At 72.9% G+C, this 350-nt stretch carries 1 pseudogene; it reads left to right on the top strand.

Annotation, left to right across the window (positions count from 1 at the left end):
• Positions 1-81: 81 nt before the first annotated feature.
• Positions 82-350: pseudogene (locus H926_RS0114975) on the top strand (hypothetical protein); the annotation flags it as partial.

Below are 350 nucleotides of genomic sequence, written 5' to 3'. Positions count from 1 at the left end.
CCCCCCCCCGCGCAGGCCCCCGCCACAACGGCGCAGGCAGATGCTGCCCGTGCCGAGCACGCCTGGCAGACGGTGCGGGGCATGGGCGATATCCAGTTTGCGCCGGTGCCGCCCCCCCCCGCCGATCCCCCCTATGTGCCGCCGCACTGGTTGCAGGCCCTGGTCAATGCGCTGGCGCAGGTGCTGGAATGGATCAACCTGCATGTGTTCCTGCCGCTGGGCCTTGCCCTCGCCCGGTCTGAACAACTGTTGCTGGTGATGATCTGCGTGGTCGGGCTGGCGGCGCTGGCCTGGCTGGCGTGGTCGTTGCTGGCGCCCTGGCTGCGCGCCCGCCGCGCCCGCGCCGGGGT

Source organism: Novosphingobium sp. B-7, assembly GCF_000410615.1.
In the GTDB taxonomy this organism is placed as follows: Bacteria; Pseudomonadota; Alphaproteobacteria; order Sphingomonadales; family Sphingomonadaceae; genus Novosphingobium; species Novosphingobium capsulatum.
This window is presented reverse-complemented; position numbering and strand designations above follow the sequence as displayed.